This is a genomic window from Gordonia sp. AC31, assembly GCF_031844505.1.
GTDB classification, from domain to species: domain Bacteria; phylum Actinomycetota; class Actinomycetes; order Mycobacteriales; family Mycobacteriaceae; genus Gordonia; species Gordonia hongkongensis.
This window is the reverse complement of the sequence record NZ_JAUZVK010000013.1, coordinates 113,560-129,809: the sequence shown is the minus strand read 5'-3', so window position 1 is coordinate 129,809 and position 16,250 is coordinate 113,560. Positions and strand designations below refer to the sequence as shown.

The following is a 16,250-nucleotide window of genomic DNA, read 5'->3' as shown; positions in this document are numbered from 1 at the left end:
CTCGAACCGACCCCGCAACGTCCCGAAAGGCTGACCCCCGATGATGATCCGAAAATCTCCGCTCGCGATCACCGCCGCCCTCGCCACCACCGCCCTCGTCCTCGCCGGATGTTCCGGCGGCGATTCGGAAGCGGTCAACGACAATGGTTTTCCCGAGACCCTCACCCTCGCCGCGATCCCGGCGGAGAACTCCTCCGATCTCAAGGCCAGCTACGACCCGGTCATCAAGGTGATCGAACAGGAAACCGGGTCGAAGGTCGAGTTCGTGCAGGCATCCGACTATGCCGGCGTTGTCGAGGGGATGATCGCCGACAACGTCGACCTCGCCTTCTTCGGTCCGTTCGCCTACGTCGTCGCCGGCCTCAACGGGGCCGACATCACCCCGATCGGAGCCGTGGTGTCGGAGAAGGGCGCGGAACCGGGATACCAGTCCTACGGAATCGCCAAGGCCGACAACGCGTCCGTCAACAGCATCGATGACTTCGCCGGCAAGACGGTCTGTTTCGTCGACCCCGGGTCCACCTCCGGCTTCCTCTACCCGAGCGCCGGTCTCATCGAAGCCGGGGTGATCAAGTCCGGCACCGAGACCGACCTCGCCGCCGGCGTCACCCCGATCTACGCAGGCGGACACGACGCGTCGGCGCTGTCGGTGGCCTCCGGTGACTGCGAAGCCGGATTCGCCTTCGACTCGATGGTCGACAAGACCCTCATCGAGAAGGGCGACCTCCAGCAAGGACAGCTGAAGACGGTCTGGAAGTCGGAGATGATCGCGGGATCGGTGTTCGCGGCGAACAATTCGCTGGGCCCGGAAGCCATCGACACGCTCACCAAGGTGTTCACCGAGCAGGTCAACAAGGAGTCGATGGAAGCCGCGGGTTTCTGCTCCGGCGACGAGTGCCTGATCACCGACGAGCGTGCCTGGGGTGTCGTGCCGGCCTCCGACGAGGACTACGCCGGCGTGCGGCACGTCTGCGAGGTCACCAAGTCCGAGAAGTGTGCGAGCTGATGACCGCACATCCTCCGGTGGCCGGCGACGACCTCGTCGTCCACGTCGACGGACTGACCAAGCGATTCGGCGACACCGTCGCGGTCGACGACGTGTCGCTCGACGTCCACCGCAGCGAACTCGTGGTGCTCCTGGGCCTTTCCGGGTCCGGGAAGTCCACCTTCCTCCGCTGCCTGAACGGACTGCATCCCGCGACGTCCGGCGTCGTCGACGTCGTGGGGCACCGGGTCGATCGTGCCGGACGTACCGAGATGCGGGCTCTACGACGCGACGTCGGATTCGTCTTCCAGCACTTCAACCTCGTCGGCCGGATCAGCTGTCTCGAGAACGTCCTGCTCGGCGGGCTCGGCCGACTCCGGTGCCCGCGCTACGGTGCGCTCACGTACCCGAAGCACATGCGCCAGGAGGCGCTCGAGCACCTCGACCGTGTCGGTCTCGCCGACCTCGCCGACCGTCGCGCAGACACCCTCTCCGGCGGGCAGCAGCAGCGCGTCGCCATCGCGCGCACGCTGATGCAGAAACCGACGCTCCTGCTCGCCGACGAACCGGTGGCCTCCCTCGACCCGGAGAACGCCGGCGTCGTCATGGATCTGCTGTTCCAGGTGTGCGTCGAGGAGAAGCTGACCATCCTCTGCACCCTGCACCAGGTGGACCTGGCCCTCGGGTGGGCGCACCGCATCGTCGGATTACGTGGCGGGCACAAGGTTCTCGACCGCTCCACCATCGGACTGGACCGCGACGAGGTGATGGACGTCTACCGACGCGTCGACCCAGTGTCGGCGTCGACGAACGCGGCGCGACGCCGATGAACACCCCGCTGCTCGATCGACCGCGGGCGGACCCGTCTGCGCGGAAGCGACCCCGATGGAACCGCGCGGTCCTGCCCGGCATCGCGGTCGGAGGCCTTGTCGCCACGCTGATCTGCGCGTGGTGGATCGACTTCGCGCCGGGAACACTGATCTACGGGATCGAGGACATCGTCGCGCTCATCGAGCGGATGCTGCCACCTCGGCTCGGTGATCCCGGCCGGATCAGCGTGCTGGCGTTGGAGACTCTGCTGATGGCGGTGCTGGGCACGGTTCTCGCCGCGATCGCGTCGGTGCCGCTGGCGTTCCTGGCCGCTCGCAACACCAGTCCGCATCCTGCGGTCCAGGCGGTGGCGCGGGCCATCATCACGTTCTGCCGAGCGATGCCCGACCTGCTGTTCGCGGTCTTGTTCGTCCGTGCTCTGGGTATCGGTGTGCTGCCGGGCATCCTGGCCCTGGCGTTGCATTCGATCGGCATGCTCGGCAAGCTGTTCGCGGACGCGATCGAGCAGGTCGACGAGGGGCCGCGCGAAGCGGTGCGCAGCACGGGCGTCGGCTATGTCCGCGAGATGGTCAATGCGGTCGTACCGCAATGTGTCCCGGCGTGGATCGGGGCGTTCGTCTACCGCATCGACATCAACCTCCGGATGTCGGTCGTGCTCGGGTTCGTCGGCGCGGGCGGAATCGGCTTCGCACTGCAGGACGCGCTCCGTGGTCTGATCTATCCGCGAGCCCTCGGCATCGTGCTCGTTATCCTCGTGATCATCGCCGCGATGGAGTTGCTGGCCATCGGAATCCGCCGCGTGCTGCTGACGCCGTCGCCCATGCGGCCCGGTCTGGAACGCGCCGTCCGGACGGGTTTCGGGCTGCTGGTGGTCGCTGCGACGGTTGCCGCGATGGTGGTCCTGGAGATCACGCCGTGGGCGCTGATCGCGTGGATACCCCCGGCCGTCGAGGTGTTCGGCCGGATGATCCCGCCCGACTTCAGCACTCTGGGCGCCGACCTGTTCGACGCCGCGTTCCAGACGGTCGCGATCGGCGTCGTGTCCACCGCGATAGGTGCGGTGCTGTCGATCCCGGTCGGAATCCTCGCTGCTCGCAACGTCACTCCGCATACGGCGGTGTACTGGGGTGCGCGGGCCTGGATCCTCGTCGTTCGGGCTGTGCCGGAGCTCATTCTCGCGGTGGTGTTCGTCGCCGCGCTGGGGCTGGGTCCGGTGGCCGGAACCTGCGCCCTGGCAATCGGTTCGATCGGCTTCCTCGCCAAGCTCGTCGCCGACTCCGTGGAGGAGATCGATCCGGGGCCCGTCGAGTCCGCCCGGTCCGTCGGGTGCGGATGGTGGAAAACACTGTTCGCCGTGGTGATCCCGCAGGCCATGCCGTCCATCGTCGGCTCTGGTTTGTACCTGCTCGACGTCAACATCCGCACATCCACGGTGCTCGGCATCGTCGGCGCCGGCGGTATCGGCTTCCTGCTCTTCGAATCGATCCGCACGCTCGACTTCGAGGTCGCCGGGGCCATCGTGCTCGTCATCTTCGTCATCGTCTACACCATCGAGAGGTTGTCCGGTTGGATACGCTCACGACTCGTCTGACCCGTACTGCCGTCTGGCGGGGCGATCGGATCGACATCGTCGAAATGCCCTTTCCTGCAGTTGGTCGTGGCGAGTTGCTCGTCCGAGTACGACTGGCCACGGTGTGCGGCAGCGACCTGCACACCGTGACCGGACGCCGAGAGTCGCCCTGCCCCTCCGTACTCGGACACGAGGCGGTGGGTGAGGTGGTCGACGCCGGCGCGGGAGCGACCGCCCGCGTAGGGGATCGCGTCGTCTGGTCGGTCACGGTCTCGTGCGGTGAGTGCGATCGGTGCCGACGCGGCGTCACCGCCAAGTGCCGGCGGGTGCGCAAGGTCGGACATGAACCGTTCGACGGTGATTGGCCGCTGTCCGGGGGTTACGCCACCCACATCTTGCTGCCCGCGGGCACCACGTCGGTCGGTGTTCCCGACGCTCTCGACGATGTAGTGGCCGCCCCAGCGGCCTGCGCCACCGCCACCGTGATGGCGGTCGCCGAGCGTGCCGGGGAGGTGGCCGGGCGCCGCGTCCTCGTCGGTGGAGCGGGAATGCTGGGGACGACCGCAGCGGCGGTGTGTGCCGACCGCGGCGCCGACGTCCTGATCGCCGACTGGGACCGGGCGCGCGTGGAGCAGGCCACCGGATTCGGGGCGCGGCCCGACGACGGCGAGAACGTCGACGTCGTACTCGATTTCACCGGCTCGTCGGATTTCATCCGTCGGGGACTCACCCGGCTGGACGTCGCCGGGACGCTCGTGCTGGCCGGTTCGGTCACCCCGGGCCCGTTGCTCGACATCGACCCGGAGCAGGTGGTCCGACGCTGGTGGACGATCACCGGCGTCCACAACTACGAGCCACGTCATCTACAGCAGGCCGTCGACTTCCTGGCGCGAACCGTCGACCGTCATCCGTGGTCGGAGCTGGTGACCAACCCGCTGCCACTGGACCAGATCGAGGGCGCGTTGCAACCGGCCCCGGGGGCCGCTCTGCGCGTCGCGGTCGCGCCCTGAATGACACCATCTTTCGACAGAGGAGAAGTGAACGCATGCGCGTGATCATCGTCGGTGCTGGGATCATCGGAACCGCACACGCCTGGATGGCCGTCGAACGTGGACACGAGGTGATCCATCTGGATCGTGAACTCGGCGCGCGGGGCGCCACCGTCCGCAACTTCGGATTGGTGTGGGTCTCGGGGCGATCCGCTCCCGAACTGGAGATCGCGCTGCGCTCCCGCATCCTCTGGGAGCAGATCGGCACCCAGGTCCCGAAGGTCGGCTTCCGGGCGAACGGCTCGATCACCCTGTTACGTACCGAGGCTGAACTCGCCGTCGCCGAAGAGGTGCTCGCCCGCGACGACGCGCAGCGTCAGGGATTCTCCCTGTTGCGCCGGATCGAGGTCGCGGAGAAGAACCCTGCGCTACAGGGGAACTACCTCGCCGGACTGTACTGCGCGTCCGACGCCGCTGTGGAGTCCCGACAGGCGATGCCCGCCTTGCGATTCCGCTTGGAGCGATCGGGTCGATACACCTTCGTTCCGGGCGTCGAGGCGCGCGCGATCACCGGCACCTCGGTTCGTGACGACACCGGGGCCGTTCACGCAGGCGACTGTGTCGTGTTGTGCCCCGGCGCAACTCATCGCGGACTGCTCCGCGAGATCTTCGGCGAGCTGCCGGTCCGTCGGGTCCGATTGCAGATGATGCAGACGGCACCACTCGGGCAACGTCTCACCACTTCGATCGCCGACGGCGACAGCCTCCGCTACTACCCGGGCTTCGCGGGCCCCGCCCTCGAGGAACTTCGGCGCACCGAACCGCAGCGACCGGTCGCCGCCGACCACGGGATGCAGCTGCTGTGCGTGCAGCGCCTGCACGGTGGGCTGACCATCGGCGACACCCACGAGTACGTCGAACCGTTCACCTTCGACGTCGAGGAGGATCCCTACGCCCACCTCGTCGAGGTGACGGAGGGGCTGCTCGGGCGGCCGCTGCCAAAGATCCAGCGCCGCTGGGCCGGCGTCTACAGCCAGTGCACCGAGCCCCATCGCATCGTGTGCCGCGAGTCCATCGGGGACGGGGTGTGGGCGGTCACCGGCCCCGGTGGCCGCGGGATGACCCTCGGCCCGGCCATCGCCGAGGAGTCGGCGGAGCTCATGGGGTGGTGAGTGACGCCGCCGAACTGCTGAAAACCACCCTCCACAGGCGGACCGACGACAAATTGCCGTCGGCGCCCTCCTGGAGGGTGGTTTTCAGTCGAGATCGAAGCCCTACGGCTAGGAGCAGTGCCCCTCGGCGCGGGCGACGTCGGCGACGGCGGCCGCGACCGCCGGGGCGACCCGGTCGTCGAGCGGGCTGGGCACGATGCGGTCGGCGCGCAGGTCGTCGGCGACGACCGAGAAGATGGCTTCGGCCGCAGCGATTTTCATGCCCTCGCTGATGCGTCGTGCACCGGCGTCGAGCGCACCCTTGAAGACGCCGGGGAAGGCGAGCACGTTGTTGATCTGGTTCGGGAAGTCGCTGCGCCCGGTCGCGACGATCGCCGCGTACTTCGCGGCGGCCTCCGGATGGATCTCCGGGTCGGGGTTCGACAGGGCGAAGACGATCGAATCGTCGTTCATCGACGCGATGAGCTCTTCGGGGATCAGACCTGCCGACACACCGATGAAGACGTCGGCGCCGGCGAGGGCCTCGACCGCGCCACCGGTCAGCCCGCGCGGGTTGGTGCGCGACGCCAGTTCGCTCTTCGACTCGTTCAGGCCGTCACGTCCCGCGGACACGATGCCCTTGGAATCCAACACGACGACATCGGAGATGCCCACTGCCAGAAGGATGTTCGCGCACGCGACACCCGCGGCACCGGCGCCGGAGATCACGACCTTCAGGCCGGCGAGATCGCGGCCGAGGTGGGTCGTCGCGCCCTTGAGGGCGGCGAGGACGACGATCGCGGTGCCGTGCTGGTCGTCGTGCATGACCGGGCAGTCGAGGGCCTCGATGACGCGGCGCTCGATCTCGAAGCAGCGCGGCGCGGAGATGTCCTCGAGGTTCACGGCGCCGAAGCTCGGGCGGAGTCGGATGAGGGTCTCGACGATCTCGTCGGGATCCTGGGTGTCGAGAACGATGGGGATCGAGTTGAGTCCGGCGAAGCTGCGGAACAGTGCGGACTTGCCCTCCATGACCGGCAGCGAGGCGCGGGGGCCGATGTCGCCGAGTCCGAGGACCGCCGAGCCGTCGCTCACCACTGCGACCAGGCGATCGGTCCAGGTGTACTTGTTCACCAGGGTCGCATCGGTGTCGATCGCACGCGACACCTGGGCCACACCCGGGGTGTAGGCGATCGACAGGTCGCGCTGGGTGTCGATGGGTGCGCGCAGCTCCACCGAGAGCTTGCCGCCGACGTGGGCCAAGAAGATCTCTTCGTCGGTGATGGGGTGGTCGGCGATCGTGGGTTCGGTGTAGGGGGTCTCACCCATACGTGTGTCCTCCGTGCTCGTCACGGGTCCTCCTGAAAAGCCGCGAAATGCGGGTTGCATCGTCTCGCCGGCCACGCTGCCCGCGAGCTAGAAGTGATCCGCATCGACGCGAGCAGGTGGGCTCAGCGGACGCGGGCCGGGCTCGTGCGAGCGGGGTGACGCTCGTTACGGCCGGATTAAGTGTCTCACCGTCTGGGATCGTTCCGGAAGGTGGGTCGGCCCAGGTGAAGTGTCCAATGATCATTGATAAGGTACAACTTGTGTCTATGTTGCATGCGACCTCCGAATCCGCTGCTGAGCGGGTATATGTCGAGGTCAAAGAGCAAATTCTCACAAACGCGATCGCCGGCGGTGAGCTGATCAGCGAGGGTGAGATCGCCGCGAAGTGCTCGGTGAGCCGTACTCCGGTGCGCGAGGCGTTCCTGCGGTTGGAGACCGAAGGCTGGATGCGTCTCTACCCGAAACGGGGAGCCCTCGTGGTCCCCATCGGTGAGCGCGAGATCCGCGACGTCGTGGACGCACGCCTGCTCCTCGAACGGCACGCGGTGCGTGCGGTCGTCGGTCGGCCGGGCGCGGTGGCCGGACTCGTGCGGAGTCTGCGCGCCAACCTCGACGCCCATCGTCGGTCCGACGCCTCGGACATCCGAGAGTTCTCCCGCATCGACGCCGAGTTCCATCAGCTCATCGCCGCCGCCGGCGACAACGCATTGCTGTCCGGCTTCTACACCACGCTCGGGGAGCGGCATCGACGGATGACGACGGCGTCGGTGCACCGGGACGCGAGTGTCGCGGCCCGAATCCTCGACGACCACCGCGCGCTCCTCGACGCGATCGAGTCCGCCGACGCCGAACGTTTCGACACCCTGCTCGCCGGCCACCTCGTCGCGGTTCACGATCTACCCGGGCACGACCTCCCCGGGGCACCGGCATGAGCGCCGACCGCGCGCGCTTCGGATGGCCCGCCGTCGCGCTCGCCGTGTTCGCCACCGCGTGGGGCGGCAACGAATTCACGCCGCTGCTGGTCATGTACCGGCAGATCACCGACATGTCGCCGGTCGTCGTCGACGCGTTGCTCTTCGCCTACGTCCTGGGCATCGTGCCCGCCCTGCTGATCGGCGGCCCGTTGTCGGATCGGCTGGGCCGACGGCCACTCATGCTGCCCGCCCCGCTGTTCGCGGCGGTCGGCTCGGGACTGCTGGCCGCGGGCTCGGAGTCGGTGGCACTGCTGACCGCCGGGCGGGTGTGCAGCGGCATCGCGCTGGGTCTCTCGATGGCCGTGGGCGGGAGTTGGATCAAGGAACTCTCCGACCGAGACGGTGCGCAGACGGGTGCCGGCGCCGGTCGCGCGGCCATGAGTCTCACCGCCGGCTTCGGCGTCGGCGCCGGGGTGGCCGGGGTGCTCGCGCAGTGGGGGCCGTGGCCGCATGTGCTGCCGTACCTGATCAACATCGTCGTCGCGGTCGTCGCGACGAACCTGATCGTGCTGGTGCCGGAGACACGTCCCAGACAAGACTCGCCGGGGCGTCTGCGTGACGACCTGCGCATCCCGTCCGCGGGCCATCGTCGTTTCCTGTTCGTCGTGCTGCCACTGGCGCCCTGGGTTTTCGGTGCCGCCGCATCGGGTTACGCGATCGTCCCCGCCCTCATGTCCGCCCGCACCGCGGGAGCGCCGATCGCGTTCGCCGGCCTGTGCTGCGTCCTCGGCCTGTCCGCCGGTTTCGGCATCCAGTCGTTGGGTCGGCGGATCAACCGGCCGGGGAGTCTCCGCGGTGTCGTCGTCGCCTTCGTGGTGCTCGTGGCCGGAATGGTCCTCGCGGCCGTGGCGGCACACGTGCTGACCGTCTGGGTCGCGCTCCTGGCGTCGACGCTGCTCGGCTGCGGATACGGCATGGCGATGATCGTCGGCCTGCTGGAGGTGCAGCGCATCGCCGGACCCGACGACCTCGCCGGGCTCACGGCCGTGTTCTACGGCGTGACCTACCTCGGCTTCGGGGTTCCGGCGGTTCTGGCCTGGATCTCGGAGAGCTGGCCGGCGATCACCTACCCGGTCATGTTCGGCTTCGGCGCCGTCGCCGCGATGATGAGCCTGATCGTCGCTCTCCTCGGACATAGTCGCCACGGTGCGCCCGTCGACGAACCCGGTACCGCCGCGATGGCGGGCTCGGCCGCCGGGGCCGCCCGCACACGGTGACGCGTCGTCGATCGACCACCCGGTAACCTGCTGAGAGTTTGATCAGGCACCGCGCAGTGACACCGCGGTGCGACGGGGAGTGCGGCGGGTGAGTGTGGAAAGGCGCAGACGATGATGCTGGGAGCATGGGTCGTCGTCGTGACCGCCCTCGTGCTCATCCTGCCCGGCGCGTTCGTCGGCCGACGGATGAACCTCCCGTGGCCGGTCGCGCTGGCCGCCGGTCCGCCCATCACGTTCGCCCTGGTCTCGATCCTGACGGTGCTGTACTCCGTCGTCGGCTTCGAGTGGAATGCCGTCTCGGCCCTGGTGGGTCTGGTCTTCGCGGTCGGCGGTGCCTGGGTCTACTCGGCACTGCTGCTCACCCGGTGGGGTCAGCGGCTGGCGCCGGTACCCGACGCCGACGGCGAATCCCGCGTGGGACGGACCGCGATGGTGCGCGTCGCCGCCGGGCTCGGACTCGGTGGACTCGTCATCGCCGTCACCTGTATCCGGCCGATCGCGACGACCGCATTCGCCGGTCTCGGCAACATCTCGCAGGTGTGGGATTCGTTGTGGCACGCCAGTTCGCTGCGCTGGATCCACGAGACGGGCGTCGGCTCGGCCATGCGGATGGGCGAGCTGATGAACTACGACACCCAGGGGTTCAACTACTACCCGAACACCTGGCATGCGCTGGGTGCGTTGCTGTTCCCGCTGACCGGTGCCGACCCGGTCGAGCTCTACAACACGTATTCGCCCGCAGTGCTGGCGATCACCGTTCCGCTCGGTGTCGCGTCGCTGGCCTACTGGTTCGCGCGGCACCGCTACGACGTCGACTCGTCGGCTCTCATCGCCGGTACCGCGGGTGCGCTGAGTGCGCTGTTCCCGTCCCTGCCCTACGTCGAGGTCCAGCTGACCTCGGTGCCGAACGCGGTCGGCGTGAGCCTGGCGCCGGTGGCCGCCGTCCTCGTGATGAGCGTGGTGTCGGACCGATCGCGTGTGCTGCCGGCCGCGCTGGCCGTGGCCGGTGTGACCGCCACCCACCCCTCCGGCCTGATCGTCGTCGGCGTGATCGTCGGCCTCTGGTGGCTGTGCGAGGGTCTGTGGCGTCCGGTCGCCGGTCGCCTGCGCGATCCCGCGACGCTGGCCGTCACGGCGGTGGTGACGCTGGTCCTCATCGCACCCGTCATCCTGGGCACCATCCGGGTCGCCGACACCAACGAACTCCCGTTCTTCGACTTCCGTGAGGAGACGATCGGCGTCCTCGACGGGCTCGTCAAGGGCGCGTTCAACGGGACGATCCCGCTCGAGCTCGACCACTTCCCGGTGTGGCCGCTGATCGTCGTCACCCTGCTCGGGCTGATCGCGCTCGTATGGCTGCGATGCTGGGCCGGCCTGGTCGCATGGTTCGTGTTCGCCCTGGTGACCGCCAACGCGATGGTGTCCCTGGGGCCGCTGTCGTACCCGCTCGGGGCGATCGGCGGCTACTTCTACAACTCACCCCACCGGCTCACGTTCGTGGTCGCGATCCTCTCGGCCGCGGCGGCCGGCGTCGCGATCGGGGTTCTCGCGCTCGGCGTCGCAGGTCTGGCCCGACGCCGCGTGGCGTCGGAACCGGCCGACGGTCAGGAGAAGGCCGAGGCGACTTCGGGGAAGGCGCGCTGGGTGGTGGCCGCGACATACGTGGTGTTGCTGGGCCTGATCGCCGGCGTCGCCGTCGTGCGTTATCCGCCGAACGCGCAGATCGCGTCGAAGGAACGGGGCGGCAAGTATGTCGGGCCCGACGATCTCGCCGCCTACGAGTGGCTCGCCGCGCAGCCCGACGCCCAGGACGTCCTGGTCCTCAACAACCTCGACCAGGGCACCGGCTGGCTGTACCCGGTCACCGGGGTCACCCCGATGTTCCCCTTCTACCGGGCCAACGAGTTCTCCGAGCGGCAGCGCGACCTGTTCTGGGGGGTGTCGGAGATCGGAGCCGACCCGGCCATCGACCAGATCGTGCGAGACATGAACGTGCACTACGTGATCGACTCGCCGCCGAGTTACTGGGAGTTCCAGCGCGGCATGCCCGACCCCGCCCGCGGTCACCAGGGCGACCCCTTCCTGGCGTTGCGTCAGAACGGCGCTCCCGGATTGACCGAGGTGTTCCGCCGCGGCGACGCGGTGATCTACCGCGTCAACGACCTCGTCTACCCGCCGCCGCCCGCGCCCTGAGTGTCTCCGCTCCTCAGTAACTGCGGCCCGGCGGCCGTCGTGGGCCACGAAAGACCAATCCTGGGCGACTGAACTCATGCTCCCTGAGGTGCGAGCGAAGCGAGCCACGAAGGGCTCAGCATCGTGTCTCACCAGGCCCTTCGTGGCTCGTCGCTATCGCTCCTCACACCTCAGGGAGCAATGGGGTCGCTTATTTCGGATTAGGGAGCAGTGGGGCCGCGTCTCGCTCCTCGGGAGCAGTGGGGTCGCGTCTCGCTCCTCACGGAGCGGGGGCGGCCATTCACCCCGTTCGACGCACGGGCACGGGCTAGCGTCGGGACATGCGGCCCTGGATGTGTGTCTTCTGCGCCAACGAGTTCCCGCCGGGCGAGACGCCGCCCGCGATGTGCCCGATCTGCGACGACGACCGGCAGTGGCTTCCGGTCAGCGGTCCCAGCTGGACTCCGCTCGACGAGACCGCCGACAACGCGCTGACCGCCCACGAACTGGAGCCCGGTCTGACCGCGCTGACGGTGCAACCCTCCGTGGGGATCGGGCAGCGTGCCCTGCTCGTCGCGACTCCCGACGGGAACATCCTCTGGGAACCGCCGGGTTTCCTCGGGCCGTCCCTCGTCGACTGGCTAAAGCAGCACGGCGGGGTCGCCGCCATCGCCGCGAGCCATCCGCATCTGGTGGGCGCGAGCGTCTCGCTCAGTCACCGATTCGGTCGAGTTCCGGTGTATTACAACGACTCCGACCGGCGATGGGTCACCCGCCCCGACCCCGTCGTGCGCTTCTGGTCGGACACCACCGAAGTCCTCGGCGGGGTGCGACTCGTCCAGTGCGGCGGTCATTTCCCCGGCAGCGCGGTGCTACACCTCCCCGACGCCGCCGACGGCAGGGGTGCGGTGCTGACCGGCGACACCATCAAGGGCGTCATGCAGCCCGGCATGGTGACCTTCATGCGCAGCTACCCGAACATGATCCCGCTGTCACCGCGGCTCGTCCGTCAGATCGTCGACCGGGTGAACGAACTCCGGTTCGACCGGCTCTACGACGCGTTCGGTGTCGTCGTGGCCGAGAACGCCCGGGACGTGGTGGACAGTTCGGCGCGGCGCTACATCGGCTGGGTCACCGACTCGATCGTCGATCCCGACGATCCGCACGCGCCTGCCCAAGGGGAAACCGGTCAGGCGTCCGGGTAGCCCTTCGGGTTGCCCGACTGCCAGCGCCAGGTGTCGGCGCACATGTCGTCAATGGTCTTGGCGGCGTGCCAGTTCAGGTCGTCGTTCGCCCGGGTCGGATCGGCGTAGGACGCGGCGATGTCGCCGGCCCGCCGCGGGGCGACCTCGTAGGGGATTGGGCGCCCACTGGCCCTCTCGAACGCGTGCACGACCTCCAAGACCGAAACCCCTTGCCCCGTACCGAGATTCCAGGTCGACATGCCGGTCTCGCCGGTGCTGATGCGGTCGAGGGCCGCGACATGGCCGGCGGCCAGGTCGTCGACGTGGATGTAGTCGCGCACGCCGGTGCCGTCGGGGGTGTCGTAGTCGTCGCCGAAGACCGCCAGCTTCTCGCGCCGGCCGACCGCGACCTGCGCGACGAACGGCATCAGGTTGTTCGGAATGCCCGACGGGTCCTCGCCGATCTGTCCGCTCGGATGTGCGCCCACCGGATTGAAGTACCGCAGTGCCGCGATGCGCCACACGTCCGAACTGGCGGCGACATCGCGCAGGATCTGCTCGATCATCACCTTGGTCCAGCCGTACGGGTTGGTCGCCGACGTCGGCAGATCCTCGGTCATAGGCAACTGCGGCTCGGCCCCGTAGACCGTTGCCGACGACGAGAACACCAACGTGTGCACGTCGTGGCGTTCCATCGCGCGGAGCAGAGCGAACGTGGTGCCGAGGTTGTTCTGGTAGTAGTCGAGCGGCTTGGCCACCGACTCGCCGACCGCCTTGAACCCCGCGAAGTGGATGACCGCGTCGATGTCCTCGTGAGCGAAGAAGTGTTCGGTCTTGTCGACGTCGGCGAGGTCGAAGGCGTGGACGGGGATGGAACGGTCGGTCAGTGCCTCGAGCCGGCCGACGACGGCCGGTTTGGCGTTGCTGAAATCGTCGACGATGACGACGTCGTGTCCGGCCGAGACCAATTGGATGACGGTGTGCGAGCCGATGTAGCCCGCTCCTCCGCTCACGAGTACGCGCATGACGACCACCGTAAGCGGCGACCCTGGGAATGGGCCAAGTGGACTGCATGGAGGTCACCAGGTGGCTTCGACTCGGCGCCTCGCTTCGCTCGGGGCCGGCTCAACCAGCGGAGGTGCCGGTGACGCGTTCGGTGGTGGCGTACTTCTGTTCGACGGCTTCTTTGGCGGGTTGCCACCAGCCGGGGTGGTCGCGGTACCAGTCGATGGTGGCGGCGAGGCCGGCGCGGAAGTCGAGGTAGGAGGGGGTCCAGCCGAGTTCGGTGCGCAGGCGGGTGGAGTCGATGGCGTAGCGGCGGTCGTGGCCGGGGCGGTCGGTGACGAAGTCGAAGGCGTCGGCGGGCTGGTCGAGGAGTTCGAGGATGGTTTCCACGACGGTGCGGTTGTCGACCTCGCCGTCGGCGCCGATGAGGTAGGTCTCGCCGATCTGGCCGCGGTCGATGATGGTCCACACAGCGTCGTTGTGGTCGTCGACGTGGATCCAGTCCCGGACGTTGCGGCCGTCGCCGTAGAGCTTGGGGCGCACCCCGGAGAGCACGTTGGTGATCTGGCGGGGGATGAACTTCTCGATGTGCTGGTACGGGCCGTAGTTGTTGGAGCAGTTGGAGATGGTGGCGGCCACGCCGAAGGAGCGGACCCAAGCGCGCACGAGCAGGTCGCTGCCGGCTTTGGTCGAGGAGTAGGGGCTCGACGGGTTGTAGGCGGTCTGTTCGGTGAAGCGTGCCGGGTCGTCGAGATCGAGGTCGCCGTAGACCTCGTCGGTGCTGATGTGGTGGTAGCGAACCTGGTGGGCGCGGACCGCTTCGAGCAGGGTGTAGGTGCCCACGAGGTTGGTGGAGACGAACGCCGACGGGTCGGCCAGGGAGTTGTCGTTGTGGGATTCGGCGGCGAAGTGCACGACGAGGTCTGCGTCGGCGACGAGACGGCCGACCAGGGCGGCGTCGGTGATGTCGCCCTCGACGAGTTCGACGCGATCGGCGACCGGGGCGAGGGTGTCGGGGTTGGCGGCGTAGGTGAGTTTGTCCAGGACCCGGATCGAGACGCCGGGGCGGGTGGCCAGTGTGCGCAGCACGAAGTTGGCGCCGATGAACCCGGCACCCCCGGTCACGAGAACACGCACGCGCGGCGCCTTTCGTCGAGGTCGATGGTCGCAGTCACTCTACCGAGGAGCCGACCTGCTCGCCTCGGGTGAGCGCAGCGGCGCGACTCGCGTGCCGTCGCGAAAGGCCGCGGGCATTACCCTGATCGCCATGAAAGGGATCATCCTGGCCGGCGGTACGGGCACGCGGCTGCACCCCATCACGCAGGGGGTGAGCAAGCAACTCGTCCCGGTCTACGACAAGCCGATGATCTATTACCCGCTCTCGACGCTCATGCTGGCCGGGATCCGCGACATCCTGATCATCACCACCCCGCACGACGCCCCGGCCTTCGAGAACCTGCTCGGCAACGGCGACCAGTTCGGCATCGACCTCACCTACAAGACCCAGCCCTCCCCGGACGGACTCGCGCAGGCCTTTGTCCTCGGCGCCGACCACGTCGGTACCGACTCGGTCGCTCTCGTCCTCGGCGACAACATCTTCTACGGACCCGGACTCGGCAGCCGGTTGCAGGGTTTCGAGAACGTCGACGGCGGCGCGGTCTTCGCCTACTGGGTGGCCAACCCGGAGGCCTACGGGGTGGTCGACTTCGACGCCGACGGCACCGCCATCTCATTGGAAGAGAAACCGGCACAACCGAAGTCGAACTTCGCGGTACCCGGTCTGTACTTCTACGACAACGACGTCGTCGACATCGCCCGCAACCTGCGGCCCAGCGCCCGCGGCGAGTACGAGATCACCGACGTCAACGCCCACTACCTCGACCGCGGGAAACTGTCGGTCACCGTCCTGCCGCGCGGCACGGCGTGGCTCGACACCGGCACGTTCGACAGCCTCCTCGACGCCGGCAACTTCGTCCGCACCGTCGAACAACGCCAGGGACTCAAAATCGCTGTCCCAGAGGAGATCGCGTGGCGACAGGGGTATCTCTCCGACGAGGAGTTGCGGGCTCGTGCCGACAAACTCCGCAAGTCGGGTTACGGTGACTACCTGCTCGAACTGTTGCAGCGGGGCAAGGGTTTCTAAGCGCCGCCCCCGAGGCGCATGTCCGACGACCGACCCTGGGAAAGGTGTCCGCATGAAGGTCCGCCCGCTCGCCATCGACGGAGCGTGGGAGTTCACCCCGGTCCAACACGGCGATGCCCGTGGGTTGTTCGCCGAGGCGTTCAAGGCCGACGTGATCGCCGAGACCATCGGTCACCGCTTCGACCTCGCGCAGGTGAACCTCTCGGTGTCCGCGGCCGGCGTGCTGCGCGGCGTGCACTTCGCCGACGTCCCCCCCGGACAGGCGAAATACGTCACCTGCCCCACCGGCGCGATTCTCGACGTCATCGTCGACATCCGCGTCGGCTCACCCACTTTCGGTACCTACGACACCGTCCTGCTCGACGACGTGGATCGTCGTGCGGTCTACCTGTCCGAGGGTCTCGGCCACGCGTTCTGCGCGCTCGCCGACAACTCGACCGTGACCTACCTCTGTTCCACCGGATACAACCCGACCGGTGAGCACGGCATCAACCCGCTCGATCCGGAACTGGGTATCGAATGGCCGACGCACGCCCGGGACGGTTCACCGCTGGAGTTCGAACTCTCGCCGAAGGACACCGCGGCACCGGGGCTCACCGAGGCGCGCGAGTCGGGTCTGCTGCCGAACCACGACGAGGTGGCCGACTTCCTGGGTTCGCTGCGGAACTGAGGCGCGAACGCCGAAACGTGCACGGCGCCAGCC

General features: G+C 68.1%; 14 protein-coding genes. 11 read left to right on the top strand and 3 right to left on the bottom strand.

What is annotated here, in order from left to right; genetic code table 11:
- The first annotated feature begins 40 nt into the window (after positions 1–40).
- From Q9R39_RS16500 to Q9R39_RS16480, 5 genes are read left to right on the top strand one after another with little or no spacing between them, the layout of a single operon-like run.
- Complete coding sequence (locus Q9R39_RS16500; RefSeq protein WP_311277797.1) at positions 41–1,006, top strand: phosphate/phosphite/phosphonate ABC transporter substrate-binding protein; 966 nt, start codon at positions 41–43, stop codon at positions 1,004–1,006.
- On the top strand, positions 1,006–1,815 hold the full coding sequence (gene phnC / locus Q9R39_RS16495; RefSeq protein WP_311277796.1) for a phosphonate ABC transporter ATP-binding protein: 810 nt from the start codon (positions 1,006–1,008) through the stop codon (positions 1,813–1,815). The genes Q9R39_RS16500 and phnC overlap by 1 nt, the downstream gene beginning before the upstream one ends.
- Complete coding sequence (phnE, locus tag Q9R39_RS16490) at positions 1,812–3,407, top strand: phosphonate ABC transporter, permease protein PhnE (protein ID WP_311277795.1); 1,596 nt, start codon at positions 1,812–1,814, stop codon at positions 3,405–3,407. The genes phnC and phnE overlap by 4 nt, the downstream gene beginning before the upstream one ends.
- Positions 3,383–4,396, top strand: coding sequence for a zinc-binding dehydrogenase (locus tag Q9R39_RS16485; RefSeq protein ID WP_311277794.1), 1,014 nt, complete (start codon positions 3,383–3,385; stop codon positions 4,394–4,396). Before phnE ends, Q9R39_RS16485 begins: the two co-directional genes overlap by 25 nt.
- Before the next feature lie 35 nt (positions 4,397–4,431).
- Entirely contained in the window at positions 4,432–5,547 is a 1,116-nt protein-coding gene (locus tag Q9R39_RS16480) for a TIGR03364 family FAD-dependent oxidoreductase (RefSeq protein WP_137808619.1), read from the top strand.
- 108 nt (positions 5,548–5,655) lie between these two features.
- Here Q9R39_RS16480 and Q9R39_RS16475 read toward each other — a convergent pair whose 3' ends face one another.
- Complete coding sequence (locus tag Q9R39_RS16475; protein ID WP_058251397.1) at positions 5,656–6,852, bottom strand: NADP-dependent malic enzyme; 1,197 nt, start codon at positions 6,850–6,852, stop codon at positions 5,656–5,658.
- Positions 6,853–7,118: 266 nt separating this feature from the next.
- Between Q9R39_RS16475 and Q9R39_RS16470 the strand changes: the two genes are divergently transcribed.
- From Q9R39_RS16470 to Q9R39_RS16455, 4 genes are all read left to right on the top strand, one after another.
- A complete protein-coding gene (locus Q9R39_RS16470; RefSeq protein ID WP_065630510.1) occupies positions 7,119–7,784 on the top strand; it encodes a GntR family transcriptional regulator in 666 nt (221 codons plus the stop codon).
- A complete protein-coding gene (locus tag Q9R39_RS16465; RefSeq protein ID WP_311277793.1) occupies positions 7,781–9,043 on the top strand; it encodes an MFS transporter in 1,263 nt (420 codons plus the stop codon). Before Q9R39_RS16470 ends, Q9R39_RS16465 begins: the two co-directional genes overlap by 4 nt.
- A 111-nt stretch (positions 9,044–9,154) precedes the next feature.
- A complete protein-coding gene (locus Q9R39_RS16460) occupies positions 9,155–11,236 on the top strand; it encodes a DUF6541 family protein (RefSeq protein WP_311277792.1) in 2,082 nt (693 codons plus the stop codon).
- A gap of 320 nt (positions 11,237–11,556) precedes the next feature.
- The gene (locus tag Q9R39_RS16455) at positions 11,557–12,420 is read left to right on the top strand and encodes a hydrolase (protein ID WP_078111742.1); all 864 of its coding nucleotides are present in this window, start codon (positions 11,557–11,559) and stop codon (positions 12,418–12,420) included.
- Here the strand turns inward: Q9R39_RS16455 and galE are convergent.
- Together galE and rfbB are read right to left on the bottom strand one after the other, a co-directional pair.
- A complete protein-coding gene (galE, locus tag Q9R39_RS16450; RefSeq protein WP_058251392.1) occupies positions 12,405–13,424 on the bottom strand; it encodes a UDP-glucose 4-epimerase GalE in 1,020 nt (339 codons plus the stop codon). The genes Q9R39_RS16455 and galE overlap by 16 nt on opposite strands.
- A gap of 100 nt (positions 13,425–13,524) precedes the next feature.
- The gene (rfbB, locus tag Q9R39_RS16445) at positions 13,525–14,541 is read right to left on the bottom strand and encodes a dTDP-glucose 4,6-dehydratase (RefSeq protein ID WP_211538731.1); all 1,017 of its coding nucleotides are present in this window, start codon (positions 14,539–14,541) and stop codon (positions 13,525–13,527) included.
- A gap of 130 nt (positions 14,542–14,671) precedes the next feature.
- Between rfbB and rfbA the strand changes: the two genes are divergently transcribed.
- Both rfbA and Q9R39_RS16435 read left to right on the top strand, forming a co-directional pair.
- On the top strand, positions 14,672–15,547 hold the full coding sequence (gene rfbA / locus Q9R39_RS16440; RefSeq protein WP_058251437.1) for a glucose-1-phosphate thymidylyltransferase RfbA: 876 nt from the start codon (positions 14,672–14,674) through the stop codon (positions 15,545–15,547).
- Positions 15,548–15,599: 52 nt separating this feature from the next.
- Complete coding sequence (locus Q9R39_RS16435; protein ID WP_058251390.1) at positions 15,600–16,217, top strand: dTDP-4-dehydrorhamnose 3,5-epimerase family protein; 618 nt, start codon at positions 15,600–15,602, stop codon at positions 16,215–16,217.
- Positions 16,218–16,250 lie beyond the last annotated feature (33 nt).